Annotated in this window: 26 protein-coding genes; 13 read left to right on the forward strand and 13 right to left on the reverse strand. The window is 62.4% G+C overall.

The window, feature by feature from the left end; genetic code table 11:
• The first annotated feature begins 154 nt into the window (after window positions 1-154).
• Window positions 155-880, forward strand: a complete 726-nt coding sequence (gene recO, locus AC2FMN_RS13785; RefSeq protein WP_496688813.1) for a DNA repair protein RecO — start codon at window positions 155-157, stop codon at window positions 878-880.
• Here the strand turns inward: recO and AC2FMN_RS13790 are convergent.
• The 3 genes from AC2FMN_RS13790 to AC2FMN_RS13800 all read right to left on the reverse strand — a co-directional run bounded on the left by AC2FMN_RS13790 (window position 864) and on the right by AC2FMN_RS13800 (window position 3,747).
• On the reverse strand, window positions 864-1,256 hold the full coding sequence (locus AC2FMN_RS13790; RefSeq protein ID WP_496679269.1) for an META domain-containing protein: 393 nt from the start codon (window positions 1,254-1,256) through the stop codon (window positions 864-866). The genes recO and AC2FMN_RS13790 overlap by 17 nt on opposite strands.
• Window positions 1,257-1,281: 25 nt before the next feature.
• Complete coding sequence (locus AC2FMN_RS13795; RefSeq protein ID WP_496688815.1) at window positions 1,282-1,809, reverse strand: hypothetical protein; 528 nt, start codon at window positions 1,807-1,809, stop codon at window positions 1,282-1,284.
• A gap of 246 nt (window positions 1,810-2,055) precedes the next feature.
• Window positions 2,056-3,747: an acyl-CoA dehydrogenase family protein gene (locus AC2FMN_RS13800; protein WP_496688817.1), complete on the reverse strand. Its 1,692-nt coding sequence runs from the start codon at window positions 3,745-3,747 to the stop codon at window positions 2,056-2,058.
• Between the two features lie 143 nt (window positions 3,748-3,890).
• Between AC2FMN_RS13800 and AC2FMN_RS13805 the strand changes: the two genes are divergently transcribed.
• A complete protein-coding gene (locus AC2FMN_RS13805; RefSeq protein WP_496679264.1) occupies window positions 3,891-4,655 on the forward strand; it encodes a sulfite exporter TauE/SafE family protein in 765 nt (254 codons plus the stop codon).
• Window positions 4,656-4,659: 4 nt separating this feature from the next.
• Here AC2FMN_RS13805 and AC2FMN_RS13810 read toward each other — a convergent pair whose 3' ends face one another.
• The 3 genes from AC2FMN_RS13810 to AC2FMN_RS13820 all read right to left on the reverse strand — a co-directional run bounded on the left by AC2FMN_RS13810 (window position 4,660) and on the right by AC2FMN_RS13820 (window position 7,526).
• Window positions 4,660-5,202, reverse strand: a complete 543-nt coding sequence (locus AC2FMN_RS13810; protein WP_496679263.1) for a hypothetical protein — start codon at window positions 5,200-5,202, stop codon at window positions 4,660-4,662.
• Window positions 5,203-5,232: 30 nt separating this feature from the next.
• Window positions 5,233-5,529: a hypothetical protein gene (locus AC2FMN_RS13815; protein ID WP_496688819.1), complete on the reverse strand. Its 297-nt coding sequence runs from the start codon at window positions 5,527-5,529 to the stop codon at window positions 5,233-5,235.
• Between the two features lie 398 nt (window positions 5,530-5,927).
• Window positions 5,928-7,526, reverse strand: a complete 1,599-nt coding sequence (locus AC2FMN_RS13820) for a phosphoenolpyruvate carboxykinase (protein WP_496688821.1) — start codon at window positions 7,524-7,526, stop codon at window positions 5,928-5,930.
• 339 nt (window positions 7,527-7,865) lie between these two features.
• On the opposite strand from AC2FMN_RS13820, the gene AC2FMN_RS13825 reads away from it, so the two are divergent.
• The 7 genes from AC2FMN_RS13825 (at window position 7,866) to AC2FMN_RS13855 (ending at window position 13,282) form a co-directional block, all read left to right on the forward strand.
• On the forward strand, window positions 7,866-8,570 hold the full coding sequence (locus AC2FMN_RS13825; RefSeq protein ID WP_496679258.1) for a response regulator: 705 nt from the start codon (window positions 7,866-7,868) through the stop codon (window positions 8,568-8,570).
• Between the two features lie 61 nt (window positions 8,571-8,631).
• Window positions 8,632-10,317, forward strand: a complete 1,686-nt coding sequence (locus tag AC2FMN_RS13830) for an ATP-binding protein (RefSeq protein WP_496688838.1) — start codon at window positions 8,632-8,634, stop codon at window positions 10,315-10,317.
• Between the two features lie 3 nt (window positions 10,318-10,320).
• Complete coding sequence (locus AC2FMN_RS13835; protein WP_496688823.1) at window positions 10,321-10,791, forward strand: HPr kinase/phosphorylase; 471 nt, start codon at window positions 10,321-10,323, stop codon at window positions 10,789-10,791.
• Entirely contained in the window at window positions 10,788-11,669 is an 882-nt protein-coding gene (gene rapZ, locus AC2FMN_RS13840; RefSeq protein WP_496688825.1) for an RNase adapter RapZ, read from the forward strand. The genes AC2FMN_RS13835 and rapZ overlap by 4 nt, the downstream gene beginning before the upstream one ends.
• Window positions 11,666-12,058, forward strand: a complete 393-nt coding sequence (locus AC2FMN_RS13845) for a PTS sugar transporter subunit IIA (protein ID WP_496679251.1) — start codon at window positions 11,666-11,668, stop codon at window positions 12,056-12,058. Before rapZ ends, AC2FMN_RS13845 begins: the two co-directional genes overlap by 4 nt.
• A gap of 17 nt (window positions 12,059-12,075) precedes the next feature.
• Window positions 12,076-12,345, forward strand: coding sequence for an HPr family phosphocarrier protein (locus tag AC2FMN_RS13850; protein ID WP_040634596.1), 270 nt, complete (start codon window positions 12,076-12,078; stop codon window positions 12,343-12,345).
• A 37-nt stretch (window positions 12,346-12,382) separates the two neighbouring features.
• Window positions 12,383-13,282 carry a lysophospholipid acyltransferase family protein gene (locus AC2FMN_RS13855; RefSeq protein ID WP_496688827.1) on the forward strand — a complete coding sequence of 300 codons (900 nt, stop codon included), beginning with the start codon at window positions 12,383-12,385 and terminating at the stop codon, window positions 13,280-13,282.
• Between the two features lie 84 nt (window positions 13,283-13,366).
• Here the strand turns inward: AC2FMN_RS13855 and AC2FMN_RS13860 are convergent, their stop codons facing one another.
• Window positions 13,367-14,242, reverse strand: a complete 876-nt coding sequence (locus tag AC2FMN_RS13860) for a 3-hydroxybutyryl-CoA dehydrogenase (protein WP_496679247.1) — start codon at window positions 14,240-14,242, stop codon at window positions 13,367-13,369.
• 166 nt (window positions 14,243-14,408) lie between these two features.
• Here AC2FMN_RS13860 and AC2FMN_RS13865 point away from each other — a divergent pair, with 166 nt between their 5' ends.
• The gene (locus AC2FMN_RS13865) at window positions 14,409-15,230 is read left to right on the forward strand and encodes a DUF6473 family protein (RefSeq protein ID WP_496688829.1); all 822 of its coding nucleotides are present in this window, start codon (window positions 14,409-14,411) and stop codon (window positions 15,228-15,230) included.
• Between the two features lie 49 nt (window positions 15,231-15,279).
• Here AC2FMN_RS13865 and AC2FMN_RS13870 read toward each other — a convergent pair whose 3' ends face one another.
• The 6 genes from AC2FMN_RS13870 to AC2FMN_RS13895 all read right to left on the reverse strand — a co-directional run bounded on the left by AC2FMN_RS13870 (window position 15,280) and on the right by AC2FMN_RS13895 (window position 19,649).
• Window positions 15,280-16,209 (reverse strand): electron transfer flavoprotein subunit alpha/FixB family protein, encoded by a 930-nt coding sequence (locus AC2FMN_RS13870; RefSeq protein ID WP_496688831.1) that lies wholly within the window; start codon window positions 16,207-16,209, stop codon window positions 15,280-15,282.
• Complete coding sequence (locus AC2FMN_RS13875; protein WP_496679244.1) at window positions 16,209-16,967, reverse strand: electron transfer flavoprotein subunit beta/FixA family protein; 759 nt, start codon at window positions 16,965-16,967, stop codon at window positions 16,209-16,211. The genes AC2FMN_RS13870 and AC2FMN_RS13875 overlap by 1 nt, the downstream gene beginning before the upstream one ends.
• 311 nt (window positions 16,968-17,278) lie before the next feature.
• Entirely contained in the window at window positions 17,279-17,851 is a 573-nt protein-coding gene (locus AC2FMN_RS13880; RefSeq protein WP_496688832.1) for a cob(I)yrinic acid a,c-diamide adenosyltransferase, read from the reverse strand.
• The gene (locus tag AC2FMN_RS13885) at window positions 17,852-18,055 is read right to left on the reverse strand and encodes a twin transmembrane helix small protein (protein WP_040634599.1); all 204 of its coding nucleotides are present in this window, start codon (window positions 18,053-18,055) and stop codon (window positions 17,852-17,854) included. It abuts the gene before it with no gap.
• Window positions 18,056-18,134: 79 nt separating this feature from the next.
• The gene (locus AC2FMN_RS13890) at window positions 18,135-18,962 is read right to left on the reverse strand and encodes an SDR family NAD(P)-dependent oxidoreductase (protein WP_496688833.1); all 828 of its coding nucleotides are present in this window, start codon (window positions 18,960-18,962) and stop codon (window positions 18,135-18,137) included.
• Between the two features lie 69 nt (window positions 18,963-19,031).
• The gene (locus AC2FMN_RS13895; protein WP_496679236.1) at window positions 19,032-19,649 is read right to left on the reverse strand and encodes an SH3 domain-containing protein; all 618 of its coding nucleotides are present in this window, start codon (window positions 19,647-19,649) and stop codon (window positions 19,032-19,034) included.
• Between the two features lie 200 nt (window positions 19,650-19,849).
• On the opposite strand from AC2FMN_RS13895, the gene AC2FMN_RS13900 reads away from it, so the two are divergent.
• From AC2FMN_RS13900 to AC2FMN_RS13910, 3 genes are all read left to right on the forward strand, one after another.
• Window positions 19,850-22,198: a DNA topoisomerase IV subunit A gene (locus AC2FMN_RS13900; protein WP_496688834.1), complete on the forward strand. Its 2,349-nt coding sequence runs from the start codon at window positions 19,850-19,852 to the stop codon at window positions 22,196-22,198.
• 100 nt (window positions 22,199-22,298) lie between these two features.
• Window positions 22,299-22,889 carry a hypothetical protein gene (locus tag AC2FMN_RS13905; protein ID WP_496688836.1) on the forward strand — a complete coding sequence of 197 codons (591 nt, stop codon included), beginning with the start codon at window positions 22,299-22,301 and terminating at the stop codon, window positions 22,887-22,889.
• A gap of 112 nt (window positions 22,890-23,001) precedes the next feature.
• On the forward strand, window positions 23,002-23,349 hold a 348-nt coding region (locus AC2FMN_RS13910), incomplete at its 3' end, for a GTP-binding protein (protein WP_209196706.1).

Here is a 23,349-nt window from a genome sequence, read left to right on the forward strand (position 1 = left end):
GCCTCGTGGCTGCCCGTTCCGGGTAATGCCGCTGCGAATTCAAGTCCACAATTCCGGCGCGTCAGTTGGAGTTCTTCGATTGAATTTGCTTCTTTTTGCGCCGCGCCGTACCGTCACGGTTCGACGCGACCTCAAGGCAAACCAAAGGCCCCGCATGGACTGGCGCGACCATGGCATTCTTCTGACCACCCGCCGCCACGGCGAAACTGCGGCCATCATCGAGGTGTTCACCGAAACCCATGGCCGCCATGCGGGCGTGGTGCGCGGGGGTGCCAGCCGCAAGATTGCGCCCATCCTGCAACCCGGCGCGCAGTTGGACGTGCTATGGCGGGCGCGATTGCAGGAACATATCGGCACCTTCCAGGTCGAGCCGCTGCGCTCGCGCGCGGCGGCGGCGTTTTCGGGGCGGTTGGCGTTGTCAGGGCTGAACGTGGTCGTGGCGCTGCTGTCCTTCTGCCTGCCCGAACGCGAACCACACCCCGGCCTCTACCGGCAGACGGAACAGCTGATGGATCTGCTGGGCCAGGATGAGATCTGGCCGCTGGCCTATCTGCGCTGGGAACTGGCCCTGCTTGAAGAGTTGGGCTTTGGGCTGGACCTGACACGCTGCGCCGTGACCGGCACGACCGAGGGGCTGGCCTATGTCTCACCCAAGACAGGTCGGGCGGTCAGTGCCGAAGGCGCCGGGGATTGGGCCGACCGGCTGTTGCCTCTGCCGCCGGTGTTGCGCGGGCAGGGGGTCGCCCCGGATGACGAGGTCGCCGCCGGGCTGCGCACAACCGGCTATTTCCTGGCGCATCGCGTGGCGCCATCGCTGGGTCACACGCCGCTGCCCGAAGCCCGCGCCCGCTTTGTCGATCAGTTCACTCGGCGGCTTTGAACACCATCTCGTGCCCGTCCTCGTTGCGCAGGATCAGCACGTCGCCCGACACCTCGGACTGCGTCATCGCCAGCAGCGCGGCGAAATAGAACCCTTCGGCCTCAAGCCCGGCGCAAGCGGCGCGGGTGGCGGTCAGGTCGGCGATTTCGAACCACGGATAGGGCGCGCTCAATGTGCCCGAGTAGCTGTTGCAGGGCGCGTTGCCGGCAATCTTGCCTTCTTCGGGAAAGCGCAGCAAGGCGCTCGCGTCATAGGACTGGCCGTTCACTTCCTGCAGCACCCAGGTGCGGTCGGCCGCGCCATAGGCGGCGACGCTTTCGTCGCGATCACATTGCAACAGGGCAAGGGCGGGCAGGATCAGGCTCAGGCGCAGCATGAGGGCTTTCTATCCCGACTTGGCGTCATTGCGCCAGCAGTTCGGTGCGCACCTCCATCCGTGGACGCCAGTTGTAGCGCGTATCCTCGCGCACCGGCGCCCAGAACAGGTCACCCCCGTTGCGCCAGCCGTCCAGCACGATCGCGTCATAGGGCCCGTCGCCCTTGGCGCTGATCGCGGCGGAGTGGTGGATGATGCGGAACGGGGTCGGTGGCGAGGTGATCCAGTGCAGGTCCAGCGTGCGGAAGTTCTCTTGCCGCAGCCGCTTCAGGATATCCTCGGCCCAGTCATTGCACAGCCCGCGTTCGCGAAAACCGTTGATGACCTTGGCGTTGTGAATGATCGCCGGATCGGTGACCCGATACTCGGCCCTCAGCTGCAGCGCATAGTCATGAGCGATTCGTGCCGCGCGGGCGGCTTCCTGCGGATCGACATCGGGGCCGAGGTTCTGAATGGCGCGGGTCAGACCGGCAACATCGCCCGAGGGTGTGCCGGACGGCGTGCTGCATCCCGCAAGCAGGAAGCCAAGAACAAGGATCAGAAGGCGCGCCATCGTCACTCCGCAAAGATCAGGTCGGCATCTGCGTAGCCGCGGCGCAGCATGATGCGGTTCGATAGCTACTTAGCTGAAACCTGTACCGGGGCCCAAGCGGGAATTTAGCGCGCCATCGTGTCTGGTGGGTCGAGTTGGGTGAATTGAATACGGCAGATCTGGTCATTCGGCACTACTGGATTGCCACAAAAGAAAAGACCCGGCACCCGGCCGGGTCAAGTTGGGGAAACCGCGACGTACTGGCGCTCAGGCCAGCAGACGCCGCGCGATGACTTGCGCCTGGATCTCGGCGGCGCCTTCAAAGATGTTCAGAATGCGGGCGTCGCACAGAACGCGGCTAATCTTGTATTCCAGCGCGAAACCGTTGCCGCCGTGGATCTGCAACCCGTTGTCGGCCGCCGCCCAGGCAACACGCGCGCCCAGCAGCTTGGCCATCCCGGCCTCCAGGTCGCAGCGGTGGCCGTTGTCCTTCTCCCAGGCGCTGAAATAGGTCAGCTGACGGGCGATCATGATCTCGACCGCCATCATCGCCAGCTTGCCCGACACGCGCGGGAAGTTGATCAGGGCCTTGCCGAACTGCTTGCGCTCCTGCGCGTATTGCATGGCGATGTCCAGCGCGCTTTGGGCCACGCCGATGGCGCGGGCGGCGGTTTGGATGCGCGCGGATTCGAAGGTTTCCATGAGCTGCTTGAAGCCCTTGCCTTCCTCGCCGCCCAGCAGGTTCTCGCCCTTGACGTGGAAGCCGTCGAAGGCCAGCTCGTATTCCTTCATGCCGCGATAGCCCAGCACCTCGATCTCGCCGCCGGTCATACCGGGGGTCGGGAATGGGTTGTCGTCGGTGCCGGGCGTCTTTTCGGCCAGGAACATCGACAATCCGCGATGGTCGGTGGTTTCGGGATCGGTGCGTGCCAGCAGCGTCATCACATGGGTGCGCGCGGCATGGGTGATCCAGGTCTTGTTGCCGGTGATCTTGTAGTCGCCGTTCTCGTCCTTGACCGCGCGGGTGCGCAGGCTGCCGAGGTCCGAGCCGGTGTTCGGTTCGGTGAAGACGGCGGTGGGCAGGATCTCCGCGCTCGCGATCTTGGGCAGCCATTGGGCCTTTTGTGCATCGGTGCCGCCCGCCAGGATCAGTTCGGCCGCGATCTCGGACCGGGTGCCCAAGCTGCCGACGCCGATGTACCCGCGGGACAGTTCCTCGGAAACCACGCACATCGACGCTTTGGACAGGCCGAACCCGCCATATTCCTCGGGGATGGTCAGGCCAAAGACGCCCATCTCGGCCAGTTCCTCGATGATTTCCATCGGGATCAGTTCGTCCTTCAGGTGCCACTCGTGCGCGTTGGGCTCGACCCGATCCAGAGCATAGCGGCGGAACTGCTCGCGGATCATCTCCAGCTCTTCGTCCAGGCCCGAGGCGCCGAACATCGTGGCCCCGGACTGGTCTTGCATCAGCTGAACCAGACGGCTGCGCGCGGCCTGGCTGTTGGCCTGTGCCATCAGCGTCTGCACCTCGGCGCATTGGAAGCCCGACAGCGCATCCCAGCCCAGCCCCAGATCCTGCAGGCGCACGACCTCGCCCTGGTTCATCGGGATGCCGCCGGCGACCTGGTGCAGGTATTCACCAAACGCGATTTGGTGCAGCAACTGCTCCATCTCGCCGAACTTGCCCTGGGCGTCCAGCGCCTCGGCCCATTTCTGCATCTGCTGCAGCGACTGGTTGTAGGTGGCCAGCCAGGCCAGCCCATGCGCGGCGGTCTGGTTCGCTTCGACCAAGGCGCCCGAGACGCGACCCTCGGGCGTGACCATCTCGCGCACTGCATCGCGCGCCCGGTCAAAGACGGACTGAACTGCCGGCAGCGCGGCCCCCGTCAGGGTCAGAAGATCGGGCAGAACCGGCTGAGAAGTCATGTTCGTCATATCTTGTCCGTCATGGGCCATGAATCACGTCCTTTGCTGGGTTGTCTGGTCATATCATGCTGCAAGTGCAGCGCAACAAAAATTCACAAAATGCGTCGAAAAGGTCCAAAAATTACGCAACGATTTTTGCGATGCAGAAGAAATGCAGGGTGTTATTTAAGGGCATGACACTGTTTTCGATGCTGAGTTGGCCCGAGCTCTGCCTTGCCTTCGCGGTGGCCTTTCTGGCCGGTGCGGTCAAAGGCATGGTCGGGTTTGCCATGCCGATGGTTCTTGTTTCGGGGCTGAGCATGATGCTGCCGCCGCAACTGGCCCTGGCCGGGCTCATCCTGCCCACGTTGGTCACGAACGGGTTTCAGGCACTGCGCGAAGGGCGTGCGGCGGCGGTGTCGGCCATTCGGCAGTTCCGGGTGTTCCTGATGGTGGGGCTGGTGTTCCTGCTTGCCAGCGCGCAGTTGGTCAGCCTTGTGCCGGCGCGGGCGTTCTTGTTGCTGGTCGGTCTTCCCGTCACGTTTTTTGCCGCGATGCAGTTGCTGGGGTTCGGGCTGAGCCTGTCCCGGCCTTCGGCGCGGATCGAAGCTGCGATTGGCGCGATGGCCGGGTTCGTCGGGGGCATTTCCGGGGTTTGGGGGCCGCCAACCGTGGCTTATCTGACCGCGCTGAACACGCCCAAGTCCGAGCAGCTGCGGATACAGGGGGTGATTTACGGATTGGGTGCCGTGGCGCTGGCCGTGGCGCATGTGGGATCGGGGGTGCTGCGCGCCGATACGGTGCCGTTTTCCATGGCGCTGACAGTTCCCGCGGTGGCAGGCATGTGGTTGGGGCTGCGCTTGCACGACCGGATCGATCAGGCCACATTTCGCAAGGCAACGCTGCTGGTGCTGATGGTCGCCGGTGCAAACCTGTTGCGGCGCGGTCTGGTCGGGTGATCGGTCAGGTCTGGCGGTCGACTACGCGAAAGGCGAAATACAAGCCGAACATCAAAAACAGCAGCCCTGACATGTCACCAATAAGAAACGCAACATATTCCGAGGTCGAACTGCCGAAGGCCAAGTTGGTCAAGATGGACACCAGAATCGATGTGATCACACCGACCCCCATGATGCAGGCCCAGCACGGGCTGCGGCCAGGGGCGGGAAACAGATCCCACCCCGCCCATTTCAGCAGGTAGAACACCGCCGGTGCCGTCGTGACCGCGATGGCAATCGCCAGCAGTCGGTTTGCCAGAAACACATCCGCGCCGCCCAGCAGTGCGAATACGATGAACACTCCGGGAAACAGCGCCGGAATGGCCCGCCATCCAAGCAGCCAGGCCGCCAGAACCCGCACGCCATGTGGCAGAAACAGCAGGCTGGCGCGGCTTGGGTATTCCGGGAAGAAAACGTTCTGCAGAGGCATCAGAACCGAAAACGTCAGAAATGACGCTCCGACATATGCCAGCGAGGCGAAAAACGTGTCAGTGATCCACGATCGCATGAGGTTCAGCTGAGCGAGCGCAGCAGCAGGTCAACGCGGCGCATTGACGATATAGCGGCCCCTGTTTGCGTTTCCGCTGTGCGCCAGATAGCCTTTCTGCACCAGCGATTTCAGTGCGCGGAAGAAAGTCGGTCTGGATATGCTTTGCACCAGGGTGTGTTCGATCAATCCATAGGTGCGGATCTCGGAACCGTTCTTGGACAATTCTTCGGCCGCATAATAAATGTCACGTTCAACCGGAGATAGTTCCTCGAGACCCAGTGTACGCTCCATGCTGTGTACCAGTTTGCGCAATTCGGCCAGTTTCGAGATTTCGGTCATGTTCATTCCTGATATTCTTGCTGCCAACATAACGCCCCGTTTGGGTGGAACAGTTTCGGTGGAACACTTGGCACGCCCCGAAGCGGCATTCCGCTGTCACGTTGACACTAGCCCCCTACTAGTCCACTATACTCTTGATTAGACGGCCTGTTCTTGTGGTGAGTGAACAGATGCAGGTCGCCCACAAGGTATTTTCAGTGTATCTTCAGTCCCGGCCCGGTGCGCAAGCGCCGGGCTATTTGCGAGTTGAGAAGTTTCTCTATCGCAAGTTCGCATGCCAAGCAACGCATTTGTATGCGCAACATCGGAATTACAACCATAGGGATAGTGAGGTTCCGTTGGGTTCCGCCACACGAAGAACGGGGGCCGCGTGGCCCCCGTCTGCTGAAGTGGTCTGCGCGGTATCAGCCGATCGCCACGGCCCGGATATCTTCGTCGATGAAAGGCAGGTACTGCTCGAAATTCTCAGCGAACATCTGCACCAGCTTTTCGGCCTGTTTGTCGAAGGCGGCCTGATCATCCCATGTCCGGCGCGGATCCAGCAGCACTTCGGGGACGCCCGGTACCGCCACCGGTACATCAAAACCGAAATTGGCATCCTTGCGGTATTCCGCGTCGGCCAGCGAGCCGTCCAGAGCTGCGGTCAGCAGGGCGCGGGTGGCCTTGATCGGCATCCGGCTGCCTACACCGTAGGCGCCGCCGGTCCAGCCGGTGTTCACCAGCCAGCAGGTGGCGCCGTGCTGGGCGATCTTGTCGCGAAGCAACTTACCGTATTCCTCGGGGCGGCGCGGCATGAACGGGGCGCCGAAGCAGGTCGAGAAGGTGGGTTGCGGCTCGGTCACGCCGCGCTCGGTTCCGGCGACCTTCGAGGTGAAGCCCGACAGGAAGTGGTACATTGCCTGCGCCGGGGTCAGCCGCGCGATGGGAGGCAGCACGCCGAAGGCATCGCAGGTCAGCATGATAATGTTCTTCGGATGGCCGCCCAAAGCGGTTTTCGACGCGTTCGAGATGTATTCCAGCGGATAGGCGCAGCGCATGTTCGCGGTCAGGCTGTCATCGTCGAAATCAAGTTCCCGGGTCTCGGGGTCAAAAACCATGTTCTCGACCACGGTGCCGAATTTCGAGGTGGTCGCGTAGATCTCGGGTTCGGCCTCGGGGTTTAGGTTGATGGTCTTGGCATAGCAGCCGCCTTCGAAGTTGAAGGTGCCGCGGTCGGACCAGCCGTGTTCGTCATCACCGATCAGAACGCGCGCCGGGTCCGCCGACAAAGTGGTCTTTCCGGTGCCCGACAAGCCAAAGAACACGGCTGTGTCGACCGGGTTGCCGACGGCGTGGTTGGCCGAGCAGTGCATCGGCATCACACCTTTTTCCGGCAGCAGGTAGTTGAGCAGCGTGAACACGGATTTCTTGTTCTCGCCGGCGTATTCGGTGCCGCCGATCAGAATCAGTTTGCGGTCGAAGTTCAACGCGATCACGGTGTCGCTGCGGCAGTCGTGCCGGGCCGGATCCGCCTTGAAGCTGGGGCAATTGATGACGGTGAAATCGGCGACGAACTCGTCCAGGTCCTCGCGGTCGGGGCGGCGCAGCATGTGGCGGATGAACAAGCTGTGCCAGGCCAGCTCGGTGACCATGCGCACGTTGATCGCATAGGTGGGATCGGCCCCACCGACCAGATCCTGCACGAAGTAATCCTTGCCCCGCATGTGCGCCAGCATGTCGTCGTAAAGGGCGTCAAAGCCCTCGGAGCTCATGGCGGCGTTGTTTTCCCACCAGATGCTGTCGGCCACGCTGTCGGTCTTGACCACATGCTTGTCCTTGGGTGAGCGGCCGGTGAACTTGCCGGTCGAGACCAGGAAGGCCCCGCCGTTGCCCAGCGTGCCTTCGCCCCGTTTGAGGGCCTCTTCGATCAGCGCCGGTTCGATGAAGTTGTAATAGACATTGCCCAGACCCCCGATGCCCTGATCTTCGAGGCGAAATTGCGGGTTAACCCGTCCAGATGTCATGCGTGTCTTCTCCTGTGGCGGCGCCGGAAAAAATCCTTCAGCGCACTTTGGGCATTTTTGCCGGGAAACCGGCGGATGCTCGTGTCTTAACATGGGCGCCAAAGGCATGAACAGGACGGTTTGGCACAGTTAGCGCCATCACATCCAAGTTTAGCGCAACCACGAATTTCCTGTCGGAAAGCGCGACCACTTTCGGCCATCCGTTACGACCTTTTTGTCTCAGCTTCGTGAACAATGTGGCGCGATTCGTACATCCGGATTGATTCGCGGCCTTAAAAAAGCCAAGAATGCCCTACAAAAGCACAAGATAACTTCAGTGAGCAGGTAGAGGGCAGCCCTATGTCTAAGATTGCACTGGTGGACGACGATCGGAATATCCTTACGTCCGTGTCCATGACGCTCGAGGCCGAGGGATTCGAGGTCGAAACCTACAATGACGGGCAGGCCGCCCTGGATGCGTTCAACAAGAAACTGCCCGACATGGCGGTTCTGGACATCAAGATGCCCCGGATGGACGGCATGGACCTGTTACAGCGTCTGCGTCAGAAAACCCAGATGCCGGTCATCTTCCTGACCTCGAAGGACGACGAGATCGACGAGGTTCTGGGCCTGCGCATGGGGGCGGATGACTATGTGAAAAAGCCGTTCTCGCAACGTCTTCTAGTCGAACGGATCCGCGCCTTGCTGCGCCGGCAGGAAGCGATCTCGGGCGATGCGTCGGCGTCGGCGCCCGGCGAGACCAAGGTCATGGAACGAGGCCACCTGCGGATGGACCCGTTGCGCCACGCGGTCAGCTGGAAAGGCACGGACGTGTCCCTGACGGTGACCGAGTTCCTGTTGCTGCAAGCCTTGGCCCAGCGGCCAGGTTTCGTCAAAAGCCGCGATCAGCTGATGGATGTGGCCTATGACGATCAGGTCTATGTGGACGACCGCACGATCGACAGCCATATCAAGCGTCTGCGCAAGAAAATGCGCGCGGCCGATCCAGAATTTTCGGCCATCGAGACACTTTATGGCATAGGATACCGGTACAACGAAGAATAAGCCGGACTGGCTTTAGCAAAGGTGATTGGGTTTCGTGAGGGACACCCAGCAGGGCAGCGAAATGCGCGACGGTGGCGTCGTATTGGGGGATGACTGGGTCATCCCACAGGACCCCGAATCGGCCGAATTGCGCGCGCGTCGCTCGCGCCGGACGCTGTTCACGTTGCGCAACTCGCCGCTGGCCCGCAAGATCATCACGTTCAACCTGATCGCCCTGGTGACCCTCGTCGCCGGTCTTTTGTATCTGGATGACTCCCGGGCCGAGCGGGTCCAGCAGACGGCACGCGACCTGATCGGCGACGCCAAGTTGGTGTCGAATGTCTTTGAAGCCCAACTGCGGCGGACCGAGGGCGCTCGGGCGACGGCGGATTTGAACATCAAGGACACGCTGTCGTTGCTCAGCATACCCGAAGGCGGCGAGGTATTCGTCTATGATGACACAGGTACGCTGATCGGATGGACGCGGGGCGAATCATCCGTGGCCAGGGTGCCGGGGCTGATCCCGACCGAGGCCGATGCGCCCACGGGCAGCACTCTGATCAGTGACGCCCTGAACGCGGTTTGGAACGGGTTGTACAAGGTCTTCACCGGTGCGGCGCAGGATCAGGCCCCGACGCTGGCCCAGCGCGTTCAGGAAATCGTGCCTGGCGCACTGAACGGCCAGTTGCAGGTGCAGGCGGTTAGCGACGTCATGGGCGACACGGTGATCGTCGCGGCTTCGCCGATCCTGCAGGCCGGGGATCCGATCGGTGCCGTTGCCATCACCGGTCCGCCCGGCGAGATCGACGCGCTGGCCCGCAAGGAGCAGGAGCGCATCCTCCAGATGTTCGTCGTCGCATTGCTGGTTTCGATCGGCCTCAGTCTTGTTCTGGCTTCGACCATCGCCAACCCGCTGGCCGATCTGGCTGCGGCGGCCGAGATGGGCAAGGATCGGGGCACGGGTGTCAATCCGGGGCGCATCCGCATGCCCGACCTCAGCGCCCGCCCGGACGAGATCGGGCGCCTGAGTCGGGCTCTGCGTGGCATGGTGACGGCGCTGTACAATCGCATCGACGCCAACGAGCAGTTCGCGGCCGACGTCGCCCACGAGATCAAGAACCCGCTGGCCAGCCTGCAATCGGCCGTCGGCACCCTGCGGATGGTCAAGCGCGACGACCAGCGCGAGAAACTGTTGGGCGTGATTGAACATGACGTGCGGCGGCTGGACCGGCTGGTCAGCGACATTTCGAACGCTTCGCGTCTGGATGCCGAACTGGTCAAGGAAGAGGAGCAGCCCTTCGATCTGCTCAAGCTGCTGGGCAACATTGGCCAATATCTGGGTGAGGATGCCCGGTCGAAGGGGATCGACTACATCACCGATCTGCCGGCGAAGCCGATCATCGTCAACGGGCTCGAGGCGCGTCTGGCCCAGGTGTTCGTCAACCTGATCACCAACGCCATTTCGTTCTGCGAAAAGGGGGACGCGATCCGTGTCTGGGTGCGGCAGCGCGAAAACCGGGTGTTGGTCGTGGTCGAGGATACCGGGCCAGGCATTCCCGATCAGGCGCTGACAAAGGTGTTCAAGCGTTTCTATTCGCAACGCCCGCCCGAGCATTTCGGCAACAACTCGGGGCTGGGACTGGCGATTTCCAAGCAAATCGTCGAAGCCCATGGCGGCGTAATCTGGGCCGAGAACATCCGGCCGACCGACGCCGACCCGACATCGGATCCGTTGGGCGCGCGCTTTGTCGTGGGCCTGCCCGTCTGACCCATGGGCGTCGGAGATCTTCCGCAGGACCCGGTCGCAGGCAGGGTGGTCGTGCATGGCTCGTGCGTCGCGGTCGGCGGGCACGGGGCTTTGATCCTAGGGCGTTCGGGCGCAGGGAAATCCTCGCTGGCTTTGCAGATGATGGCCCATGGCGCCTGGCTGGTCGGCGATGACCGGATCGCCCTGTGGCTGCACGGGCAGGACGTGGTGGCCGATGGGGTTGACCCGGTACGCGGCCTGATCGAGGCGCGCGGCATCGGGCTGCTGCGCGCCGAGGTAGCCATGGCCACGCCCGTGCGCTGGTTGGTCGATCTGGACCGTCCCGAACCCGAGCGCCTGCCCGAACCGATGCGGTTTCCTCTATTGGGGCAGTCCTTGCCCTTGCTTCGGGCCGCCGACACGCCCAATCTGGCGGCAGCCTTGATGCAACTGATGAAGATGGGACGAGTCGACCCGCAATGGCCCAGCAAATGAACACGCAGCGCCGCGTTGTCCTGGTGACCGGCCCCTCCGGAGCCGGGCGTTCGACCGCCATCCACGTGCTCGAGGACCTGGGCTATGAGGCCATCGACAACCTGCCCATGGGGCTGCTCATGCGGTTGATGGAGGGGCCCGGCCCCACCCGCCCCCTTGCGTTGGGCATCGATGCGCGCAACCGTGATTTCTCGACCATCGGCTTCATCGAACTGGTCGCCAAGCTGGGTCGTATGGCGCAGGTGGATCTGACCACGCTGTACTTGGATTGCAGCGACGAGGTGCTGCTGCGGCGGTTTTCGGAAACCCGGCGACGCCACCCGGTCGCGGCGGATGCCAGCCCCGAAACCGGCATCCAACAGGAAAAAGAGCTGTTGGCCCCCATCCGAGAGGTCGCGGATACTCTGATCGACACCAGCACGCTGAACATCCATCAGCTGCGCGAAGAGGTCGAACGCTGGTTCGCCCCGGAAGGGGGGCGACACCTTGCGGTTTCGATCGAGTCGTTCTCATACAAGCGGGGGCTGCCCCGGGGGCTCGATATGGTGTTCGACTGCCGGTTTCTGGCCAACCCCTATTGGCGCCCCGAACTTCGCTCGGCCGATGGTCGAAATCCGGACGTGGCAGCCTATGTACAGTCTGACATGAACTATGCTCCGTTTTTCGAGCGGGTCGTCGACCTGCTGCAGGTTCTGCTGCCGGCCTTTCGGGCCGAAGGAAAGGCGCATCTGTCGGTCGCCTTCGGATGCACCGGAGGGCAGCATCGGTCGGTCGCGGTGGCCGAGGCCGTTGCAAAGGCCCTTGCGGACAGGGGCCAGCCGGTGGCAACTAGGCACCGGGAAATGGAACGTCGATCGTTGAATGTGAGGCCGGATTGATCGGAATTGTAATCGTGGCGCATGGCGGATTGGCACAGGAATACCTGGCGGCCATGCAGCATGTCGTAGGCCGGCAACCCGGGCTGGTGGCGATCGCGATCGAGCCGGATCATGACCGCGAGGAAAAACAGGCCGAGATCTGCCGCGCTGCCGATGCGGTGGATGTCGGCGATGGCGTGGTCGTCGTGACCGATCTGTTCGGGGGCAGTCCCTCGAATCTCAGCCTGCGGGCCTGTGCGCCGCAGGACCGGCGAATCCTCTACGGAGCCAACCTGCCGATGCTGATCAAGCTGGCCAAAAGCCGCCACCTGCCCGTAGGCGATGCCGTTCGCCAGGCGATGGAGGCTGGACGAAAGTACATCAATACGCAAAATGTGACGCTGGACTGAGACCGGATCGAATGGACATGGCCACCAGAACTTTGAAAATCATCAATGAAAAAGGGCTGCACGCGCGCGCGTCGGCCAAGCTGGTCGAGGTGGTCGAAGGCTTTGACGCCCGCGCCGAGGTGTCGAAGGACGGTTTGTCCGCTTCGGGCGACAGCATCATGGGGCTTTTGATGTTGGCAGCCTCGCGCGGAACCACTATTGACGTCGAAACGTCCGGGCCGGATGCTGAGGCGTTGGCGGATGCGCTGGAAGCCCTGGTGAACGACAAGTTCGGCGAAGGGTACTGAGCCCGGCACCGCGACACAGGAACGGGAAGACCAGGAATTGGCGGAAACCACGCACGAAACCAAGACAAGCCCGGTTGCGGATGGGGCATCGCAACAGGGCGAAGTCTACGACCGCAGAACGCTGACCTACGCAAATTCTTTCGACGATCCCTGGACCGCGACCGCGATCAAGGCGATCGAGTGGTGCACGGGCAAGCTCACCATCCTGCGGATGGTCAACAAGTTCGAAAAGCAGAACGAGAACTACCGTGGCCAGAAGTTCTGGGGCGGCGCGCTCAGGACCATGGGCATCGACCTGACCACGCCCGAGGACCAGATCGCGCGCATTCCCAAGGAAGGTCCGGTCGTGGTTGTCGCCAACCACCCGCACGGGATGGTGGATGGCATGATCTTGGCAGAACTTATCGGTCGCGTTCGCCAGGACTATCGTATCCTGACCCGCTCAGTCTTGACCGGGCTCGACGAGGCGGCGACCTCCTTCATGATCCCGGTGCCGTTCCCGCATGACCCTGAAGCCCAACCCAAGATGCTCGAGATGCGCGCCAAGGCGATGGAACATCTGAAGAACGGGGGAGTCGTCGCCCTGTTTCCGTCGGGGGTGGTGATGTCATCCGACACCTGGTTCGGACCTGCGCAGGAACGTGAATGGAACGTGTTCACCGCCAAGATGATCCGCCGGTCCGGGGCCAGAATCCTGCCGATCTTCTTCCCGGGAAGCAACTCCCGCTGGTACCAGATCGCCAACAAACTGTCGCCGATTCTGCGTCAGGGCCTCTTGCTGCACGAAATCGTCCGCTCCTGCAACAAGCCGCAATCGCCGGTAATCGGAGAGCCGATTTCCGATGCTGACATGGAGCTGCTTGAACGAGACCCCCGTGGCTTCATGGCCTGGTTGCGCCAGCACACCTTGGCGCTCGGCCAATCGCGCACTTCGTGACCCTCGAGTTCATCTGGCAATAAATATCCCGGGGGGGGTGAGCCCGGATGAAATCCGGGCGAGGGGGCTGGCCCCCTTGTTCCGTCAGCGTGTGGGAACGGGCACCTCGCCGCGATAGTCATAGAACCCGCGGTCGGTCTTGCGCCCCAACCATCCTGCCTCGACATATTTCGTCAGCAACGGGCATGGGCGGTATTTGGTGTCTGCCAGCCCGTCATGCAAAACGTTCATGATGGCCAGGCAGGTGTCCAGCCCGATGAAATCGGCCAGTTCCAATGGCCCCATCGGATGGTTGGCACCCAGTTTCATCGACTGGTCGATCGACTGCACGCTGCCGACCCCTTCATACAGCGTATAAACCGCCTCGTTGATCATCGGCATCAGGATGCGGTTTACGATGAAGGCCGGAAAATCCTCGGCGCTGGCGGCGGTCTTTCCCAACCGGTCCACCACCGTCTTGCAGGTGGCAAAGGTCTCTTCGTCGGTGGCGATCCCCCGAATCAGCTCGACCAGTTGCATCACCGGGACCGGGTTCATGAAATGGAAGCCCATGAAACGTTCCGGCCGGTCTGTCCGGCTGGCCAGCCGCGTGATCGAAATCGACGAGGTGTTCGACGTCAGAATTGTGTGCGGCAGAAGGTGCGGTTGCAGGTCTTCAAATATGGCCTGTTTGATCGTCTCGCGCTCGGTCGCGGCCTCGATCACCAGGTCGGTTTTGCCGATGTCGGGCAGGTTCAGCGTGGTTTTGATCTTGGACAGTGCCGCCTGCATGTCGTCTTCGGTGATTTTCCCACGCGAAACCTGCCGGGCCATGTTGCCGCTGATCGTTTCAAGCGCCGAATCCAGCGCCTCTTTGCTGATGTCGTTCAACAGAACGTCATACCCAGCCAACGCCATGACATGAGCGATTCCATTGCCCATCTGACCAGCGCCGATCACTCCGACTGATTTCACGTCCATGCTGAGCTGCCTTTTGCGTTGAGGTTCAGGGGCGACCTTATCGGCAGTCCGGGCAGGGCGGCAAGGGGCAGTGACCTGTAGAATTCGCGTAAAAGTCGACCATTGAGATTTTCTTAGTACCTGTGGCCCGACAATGGCATCCGGGTGAAGAAAATGGGTGGATGACATGAGTTATCACGAATCCGGCGCGCTGAGCGCCGAAGAGCCGCTGTGCCGCTATGCAGGCTCGGAGCGATGGTATCGCGGGCCAAAACTGGAACTGGACCGACCATATCTGGCCTGCGTTGGCGCCGATGAAACCTTTGGCCGTTTCGTTGCGCGCCCATTTCCGTCTGTCCTCGACGACAAGCTCGACATGCCATGCATCAACCTAGGCAGCCTGTTTTGCGGAGTCGACGGGCTGACGCTGGACACCTGTCTGCTGGACCTAATGAACAACGCCAAGACATGTGTTTTGCAGCTGCCGGGGATTCTGGGCCAAACCAACCCTTTCTATAGGGTGCACGTCCGGCGCAATGACAGGGTGCTTGAAGCGACTGCGGATCTGCGCGCGCTCTACCCCGAGGTGGATTTCGCCGAAATCCACTTCGTCCGACATCTGATTTTGCGACTGGCCGAGTTTCAGGATGCCCGCTTCGAAATGGTGGCAGACTCGCTGAGGCGGGGGTGGCTGACCAAGCTGAGCGATTTTCTGACCCAGGTAAAACCGCCGGTCGTGCTGTTGTGGTTGGACATCGTGCACAGCCCCGACGCGCAGCACCTCAGCCTGCCGGAAACGGTGAAGGTCTCCGCCTCAATGGTCTCGGAACTGGCGCGGCACTGTGCTGGGAAGATCGAGATGGAGGTGCGCCCATCGGGTGAGTCTGACGATCTCGAGGATATGCTTTTTGGCACGATGCAGCAGCCGATGGCGGAGTACATGATCGGACCGGCCACGCATCGCGCCATTGCCGAGCGGTTGCTGTCCGCGATCCGGGATCTGGACTGAGAAAGGCCCGCCAATCGGCGGGCCTTGATCGTTTCGAAGTCGGGCTTTTTCAGGCCAGCTTTTCGGTAAGCTCCGGAACGGCCTGGAACAGGTCGGCGACCAGGCCGTAATCGGCCACCTGGAAGATCGGAGCCTCTTCGTCCTTGTTGATCGCGACGATGATCTTCGAATCCTTCATGCCAGCCAGGTGCTGGATCGCGCCCGAGATGCCAACCGCGATGTACAGATCCGGTGCCACGACCTTGCCGGTCTGACCCACCTGCCAGTCGTTGGGGGCATAACCCGAGTCAACTGCGGCACGCGAGGCACCAACCGCCGCGCCCAGCTTGTCGGCCAGGGCTTCGATCAGTTTGAAGTCTTCTTCCGAGCCGACGCCGCGGCCGCCCGACACCACGGCCTTGGCCGAGGTCAGCTCGGGGCGGTCGCTTTCGGCGACCTTGTCTTCGACCCATTCCGACAGGCCGGGGTTTTCACCGACCGATACGGTCTCGACCGGGGCCGAGCCGCCTTCGCCGGCCGCATCAAAGCTGGCGGTGCGGAAGGTGATGACCTTCTTGGGATCGTTCGACTTGACGGTCTGGATCGCGTTGCCCGCGTAGATCGGGCGCTCGAAGGTCGAGCCATCCACCACGCCCGACGCGTCCGAGATCACCATCACGTCCAGCAGCGCGGCCACGCGCGGCATGACGTTCTTGGCGTCGGTGGTGGCCGGCGCCACGATATGCTCATAGCCGTCGGCCAGGCTGACGATCAGCGCGGCGGTCGATTCGGCCAGACGGTGGCCCAGCGACGGGTCTTCGGCGACCAGGACCTTGGACACGCCGTCGATCTTGGCGGCGGCTTCGCCGGCAGCGGCGGCCGAGCCGCCCGCGGCCAGAACGGTCACGTCACCCAGCTTCTTGGCAGCGGTGACCGCCTTGGCGGTTGCGTCCATAGCCAGTTCGCCATTGTTGACTTCGGCAAGCAGAAGTACAGCCATTACACAGCCCCCGCTTCTTTGAGTTTCCCGACCAGCTCGTCGACCGAGCCCACGATGATGCCAGCGGCGCGTGCCGGCGGCTCTTCGGTCTTGACGACTTCGAGGCGCGGCGTGACGTCGACGCCGTAGTCGGCGGCGGTTTTTTCATCCAGCGGCTTTTTCTTAGCCTTCATGATATTCGGCAGCGACGCATAGCGCGGCTCGTTCAGGCGCAGGTCGACGGTGACGATGGCGGGCATCTTCACGCTGATGGTCTGCAGGCCGCCGTCAACTTCACGCGTGACCTTGGCGGTGTCGCCTTCGATGTCCAGCTCAGACGCGAAGGTGCCCTGGCTCCAGCCCAGCAGTGCCGCCAGCATCTGGCCGGTGGCGTTCATGTCGTTGTCGATCGCCTGCTTGCCGCACAGCACCAGGCCCGGCTGCTCTTCCTCGACTACCTTGGCCAGGATCTTGGCGACGGCCAGCGGTTCGATGTCCTGGTGGACGTCATCCGCGGCGACCACCAGAATGGCGCGGTCTGCACCCATCGCCAGCGCGGTGCGCAGCGTTTCCTGCGCCTGCTTGACGCCGATCGAAACGGCCACAACCTCGTCGGCCTTGCCGGCTTCTTTCAGGCGGATCGCCTCTTCGACGGCAATCTCGTCGAACGGGTTCATCGACATTTTGACATTGGCGAGATCAACACCGCTGCCGTCCGCCTTGACGCGAACTTTCACGTTGTAGTCGATCACGCGCTTGACAGGCACAAGTACCTTCATTTTTGCGTACGCTCCTTACAAAAACGGCAAGCCGCAATGCGACTCCACCAATGCTCTCGTCGGCCTAGATAGCGCCTTGCGGGGCGTCGGGACAGGGCAAAATCGTCACGTCATGTCGTGGGGACGTCGCGTTTCACGCTTTTTGACGTGAAGGAACGAAATATTGTTACCCGGCCGATGGGCGGTTTTGCCGCGCCGGATGGTGCGAAAACGCATTCAAGAGTCTAGGGTTCCAGCGGTTTGCGCCCGCCCTCCGGGCCGGCGCTTCGCTATTCCGGTCGCCACACCGTCCACTCGACGTTGTGGCGCTTTCAGCGGTTCGCGCCCGGAACCCACAAGACGTCATCGTGGCCGCCGTTGTTGGCGCAGCGGGCTGCCACGAAGAACCAGTCGCTGAGGCGGTTGAGGTATTTCACCGCGGCCTCGTTCACCGGCTCCATGTTGGTGAGTTCGACGGCCAGGCGCTCGGCGCGCCGCGAGACGGTGCGGCAAACATGCAGATGCGCCGCCAGCTTTGATCCGCCCGGCAGGATGAAGCTGCGCAACGGTTCGAGGTCGGCATTCATCGCGTCAATTTCCGTTTCCAGACGGTCGATCTGGGCCGGGGCGATCCGCAGGGGCGGGTAATCGGCCTCGGCGTCTTTTTCCATGTCGGGGCGGCACAGGTCAGCGCCCAGGTCGAACAAATCGTTCTGGATGCGGGCGAGCGCCGCATCGACCTCGCCCTCGGCCTCGGTGCGAGCCACGCCGACAAAGGCATTCAGCTCGTCCACAGTGCCATAGGCCGCCACGCGGCCCGAGTATTTCGCAACCCGTTCGCCATTGCCCAGCGCGGTTTTGCCATCGTCCCCGGTGCGGGTATAAATCTTGTTCAGAACGACCATCTACTGCACTCCCTGTCCACGCAAATAGACGTAGAGCACGATCAGCACCACGGCAATGAATTGAAACAGGATGCGCAGCCGCATCATCTTGTTGCTTTTCTTGGCGGCCTCCATGCCGCCCTTGCCGAAATTGGCCACACCAAGCGCCAGCACGACGACGACCGCCGCCATCGCCAAAAGCAGCACACCCATCAAGATATCCATTTCGCCCTCATTCGCGCCTTTGTTCCGTTGCCGAACCATCTAGCCGGACAGGCGGTAAAAGCGAACGGGTAATTTCGCCTCAGATGCGGGACAGGATCCGGTCGATGGCGCCGGTCGGCAGCACGCGCCGCAGATAGCCGGCAATGTAAGTGGGTGTCGTGACATAGTAGCGCGCCTTGGGCGATTTCGCCTCGAGCGCGCGCGCCAGCTTGTTCGTTACGGCCAAGGCGGGCAACTCGAACCGGTCGGGGCCGCTGTCCTCGTAGAGCCGTTTGAGCAGCGCGCCCTCGTATTTCTCGCGTATGGCCGAGTTTTCCCAGTCGATGAACCGTTCGAAGATCGGAATGGCCTTCTCGCGCAGCTTCGAGGTGACCGGGCCGGGTTCGATCAGAATGACCTTGATGCCGGTGTCGCGCAGTTCCAGCCGCAGCGTGTCGGTCAGGCCTTCGATGGCGTATTTCGTGGCCACATAGGCACCGCGCCACGGAAAGGCGACCAGCCCCAGAACCGACGAGTTCTGGACGATGCGGCCATGCCCCTGCGCACGCATGACGGGAATCACCTGACGCGTCAGTTCGTGCCAGCCGAATACATTGGTTTCGAAGATATGGCGCAGGCCTTCGGTCGGTACGTCCTCGACGGCGCCGGGAAGCCCATGTGCTCCGTTGTTGAACAGCGCATCCAGCGCGCCGCCCGTGGCCTCCAAAACCTCGGCAAGGCCAGCCGTGATGCTGGCGGTGTCGGTATAGTCGATGCGTGGGCTGTCAAAGCCTTGGGCACGCAGGCGGTCGCAATCGCGCTGCTGCCGACACGCGGCAAAAACGCGCCAGCCGCGTGCACGCATTCCGTGTGCCGCGTCCAGCCCAATACCCGAGGAGCACCCGGTAATGAGGATGGATTTCTGCATGTCGCTCCCGTGGCTTTCCGTCAGCAACAGCTATTGCGGGGAACATGGCAGGGCAATGACGGCATCGCGTCAATTCGCGGTTTTGCGGATCAATGAGGCGGAAATCCATCCGACCTGTTGCTCGGGCAACACGCGCAGGCGCAGCCAGCCGGTGCCCGAGTCGCTCAGCACTTCGACTTTCTGGCCCATCCGGGCCTTGCCGATGATCGGATAGATCGTGCCCGGGCCGTCGCGCATATTTACTCGTGTGCCGGACACTTCGCGAATGTCCTTGGGTGCGGGTGCCACTTGGGTTGGTGTGGCCTCGGGGCCGACGGGCGTCTCGCGCAGCGCCGGGGGTGGGGTCTCATCAAGCGATGCCAGCGAGAAGGTCTGGCCCTGGCTTTCCAGGCCCGCAAGGGACGCGCCCATTCCGGCGGCGACCTGCGCCAACACGGCGCTTGCATCGGGTGTCTGCGCAACGGGCAGCGGCTCGGGCCTTGGCTCGACCGGTTTTGCAGGGCGCGCAACGGCGCGGGTTACAAGCTCCTTCGGCTTCGCGGCGACCAAGCGGTCAGCGGTTCGGGCTTGGGTAACCAGACTGTGCGTGGCAGCGCGTGTGCCGCGCGGCTCGAAATCGGGGCCTCCGCTCATCACGTAGAAGGCCCAGCCCAAGGCGGCGAAGGTAACAACAATCAGGCGCGTCATGGCGCATCTCCCGGCAATCGCATCAACAAAGAAATCGGCAGCATTCAATGGTTGAGATACTACCATAATCGCGCGCCCGAGTCGAAAGTCGGGGGAAATCGCGGGGTTGGGTCCCCCTGTTGCAAAAAGCCGGACTTGTCCCCAGCAAAATATGCGCTGATTGCTTTACCAAGGGCGTCGGTCATCGTATCACATCATCTATGAACGACACGATCGACGACCCCAATATGGAGACCCCCGACGCGGGGGGCGAGGTGGCGGAGCCGCTGCGCCGGGCAATTGGCGAGCGCTATCTGACCTATGCGCTTTCCACCATCATGCACCGGGCCTTGCCCGATGCGCGCGACGGATTGAAGCCGGTTCACCGGCGAATCCTCTACGCGATGCGCGAGTTGCGACTCAGTTCCTCGGGCGGGTTCCGCAAGTCGGCCAAGATCTCGGGCGACGTGATGGGTAACTACCACCCGCATGGTGACGCCGCGATCTATGACGCGATGGCGCGCCTGGCGCAGGATTTCAACGTCCGTTACCCGCTGGTGGACGGGCAGGGCAATTTCGGCAACATCGACGGCGACAACCCGGCGGCCTCGCGCTATACCGAGGCACGGATGACCATCGTTGCCGAGGCGTTGCTGGAGGGGCTCGACGAGGATGCGGTCGATTTTCGCGACAACTACGACGGCACGCTGCAGGAACCGGTGGTGCTGCCGGCGACCTTCCCGAACCTGCTGGCCAATGGCGCGTCGGGGATCGCCGTGGGCATGGCCACGAACATCCCGCCGCACAACATCGCCGAGCTGTGCGACGCCTGCCTGCATCTGATCAAGACGCCCGACGCACGTGACGACACGCTGCTGAACTATGTGCCGGGGCCGGATTTCCCCACCGGCGGCGTGATCGTCGAGCCGCCCGAGAACATCGCCCAGGCCTATCGCACCGGGCGCGGCTCGTTCCGGCTGCGCTGCAAGTACGAGATCGAGGATCTGGGCCGCGGCCAGTGGCAGATCGTGGTCACCGAGATCCCGTATCAGGTCCAGAAATCCAAGCTGATCGAAAAGCTCGCCGAGCTGATCCAGACCAAGAAGATCCCGATCCTGGGCGATGTGCGCGACGAATCCGCCGACGACATCCGCCTGATCCTCGAGCCGCGTTCGAAAAACGTGGACCCCGAGGTGCTGATGAACATGCTCTACCGCAACTCGGATCTCGAGTTGCGGTTCAGCCTGAACATGAACGTGCTGATCGACGGGGTGACGCCCAAGGTCTGCTCGATGAAGGAGGTGCTGCGCGCCTTCCTCGATCACCGGCAAGAGGTGCTGCTGCGCCGCTCGCGTCACCGGATGGCCAAGATCGACCACCGTTTGGAGGTGCTGGAGGGCTTCATCGTCGCTTTCCTGAACCTCGATCGGGTGATCGACATCATCCGCTATGACGACGACCCCAAGGCCGCCCTGATGCGCGAGAACTGGGGCATCGACCATGTCCGCGCCACCAGCGAGGCCGACTATGTCTCGCCCGCGCCGGGCGAGGGCGAGTTGACCGAGGTTCAGGTCGACGCGATCCTGAACATGCGCCTGCGCAGCCTGCGCCGTCTGGAAGAGATGGAGCTGATCCGCGAGCGCGACAAGCTGATGGAGGAACGCGCCGATCTCGAGGATCTGCTGGCCGACGAGTCCCTGCAATGGGCGCGGATCGCCGAGCAGATCAAGGAGACCAAGAAGAAGTTCGGCAAGGATTACGAGGGCGGTGCCCGCCGCACCCGCTTTGCCGAGGCCGGCGCGGTCGAAGAGGTGCCGCTCGAGGCGATGATCGACCGCGAACCGATCACGGTGGTCTGTTCCCAGATGGGCTGGATCCGCGCGATGACCGGCCATATCGACTTGAACCGCGAACTGAAGTTCAAGGACGGCGACGGGCCGCGTTTCATCTTCCACGCGGAAACCACCGACCGGCTGCTGATCTTTGCCTCGAACGGGCGGGTCTACACGGTCAGCGCCGCGAACCTGCCCGGCGGGCGGGGCATGGGCGAGCCGCTGCGCCTGATGGTCGATCTGCCCAACGAGGCGCAGATCGTCGACATCCTGATCCACAAGCCGGGGCGCAAGCTGCTGGTGGCCTCGGATGCGGGCAACGGATTCATCGTGCCCGAGGATGACGTGCTGGCCCAGACCCGCAACGGCAAGCAGGTGTTGAACGTCAAGGATGACGAGCGCGCGGTGATCTGCAAACCGGTCGCGGGCGACCACGTCGCCGTGGTGTCGCAGAACGGCAAGTTCTTGGTATTCCCAGTCTCGGAACTGCCCGAGATGACGCGGGGCAAGGGCGTGCGTCTGCAGAAATACAACATGGCGCGGGGCCGGCAGGGCACTCTGGAACTGGATGGCGGCCTGTCCGACCTGACCACCTTCAACTGGGAAGAGGGTCTGAAATGGTCGATGGGCGGCGACAAGACCCGGCACGAGCCGGACATGTCGCCGTGGCTGGCCAAGCGGGCCAGCGTCGGGAAAAAGCCGCCCTACGGCTTCCCGCGCGACTACAAGTTCTCGTGATGCGGTTGCGGCCTGCAGGCGAAAACTGCCGATACGGCTTGGCACAGGCCGCATCGGTGCGCTAGATCAGGAAAAAACAGGCCCTATCGAGACGGAACCCATGCGCAAACTGCTGATACTTTTCGCCGGACTGGCCATGATCGGGGCCTGCACCCAGACGTTGGTTGACGAGGCGCCCGAGGACCTTGGCGCCTTCAAGCTGCGGGTCAACTATGCCTATGCGGAAAAGGCGGTACAAGGACCGGTGAGCCGGGACGCGACCCCGCAGGAATGGGTGGATGCGATCCAGAAGGCAGTGGACATCCGGCTGGGCCGGTATCAGGGCACCCAGGAATATGATATCGGCATCAGCCTCGAAGGGTACATGCTGGCGCCGCCGGGCATCCCGGTGATTTACAACCCCAAGAGCACCGCCATCGTCCTGGTCAATGTCTATGATGTGGGCAATAAGCAGTTCTTGGCCAAGGGCAAGCAATTCCAAGTGCTGGAAGACACCACCAGTGACAGTGCGGTCGTGGGGTCGGGCAACAGCCGCACCCGCGAAGAGCAGATGAGCGGGTTGGCCCTCAAGATCGCCGACCGGGTCGAGGAATGGCTGGCCGAAGAACACAAAGAAAACGGTTGGTTCGACCCGCGGCCGGGGCTGATCCAGCCGCTTGAGTCGGGCGAGGCCATACAAAATCCGGCCTGACGCCCGTTTTCCTGATGGTTGTGCTTGATTTTCCGTTGTGAACCCAATATCTCGCGCGCGCAGATGCAAACCGGGACCAAGGGTCCCCCAAACCGCAAAGGGCGCCTGAGGAATGGCAAAGGAAAAGTTTGAGCGTACAAAACCGCACGTCAACATCGGCACGATCGGCCACGTTGACCACGGCAAGACGACGCTGACCGCAGCGATCACCAAGTATTTCGGCGACTTCAAGGCGTATGACCAGATTGACGGCGCGCCGGAAGAGAAGGCGCGCGGCATCACCATCTCGACCGCCCACGTGGAATACGAGACCGACAACCGCCACTATGCGCACGTCGACTGCCCCGGTCACGCCGACTACGTCAAGAACATGATCACCGGTGCGGCGCAGATGGACGGCGCGATCCTGGTTGTGAACGCAGCTGACGGCCCGATGCCGCAGACCCGCGAGCACATCCTG

It is taken from the genome of Ruegeria sp. BHSC037 (assembly GCF_059613045.1).